The sequence below is a fragment of the Thauera phenylacetica B4P genome (assembly GCF_000310225.1).
In the GTDB taxonomy this organism is placed as follows: Bacteria; Pseudomonadota; Gammaproteobacteria; order Burkholderiales; family Rhodocyclaceae; genus Thauera; species Thauera phenylacetica.
On sequence record NZ_AMXF01000641.1, the window covers coordinates 1 to 336 of the forward strand.

Below are 336 nucleotides of genomic sequence, written 5' to 3' on the forward strand. Positions count from 1 at the left end.
CGCGCTCGACGCGCCCCTTCTCGTTGCCGCGCGCCACCGCCACCGGGCGCGGCTCGAAGCGGTAGTGGCCGGCGAGCGCGAGCAGGGTCGGGTGGAAGCGGATCGCGTTGCCGCAACGCTCGAGCACCGCGCTCTTCAGATTGTCGTAGAGGGCGATGCGCGGCACCGCCCCCCAGGATTCGAAGGCGCCGACATGGCCGCGCAGGAAGTTCTCCATGCGCGCATCGAGGAAGAAGCGCAGATAGATCTGGCGCGACCACGACAGCACCATGACGAAGGCCATCAGCGGACGGCGCGCGCGCCCGATCGTCAGGTGCCCGAAGTGCCCCCAGTCGA

Annotated in this window: 1 pseudogene; it reads right to left on the bottom strand. The window is 69.9% G+C overall.

From position 1 onward, the window contains the following. Nucleotides 1–336: pseudogene (locus tag C667_RS24085) on the bottom strand (DDE-type integrase/transposase/recombinase); the annotation flags it as partial.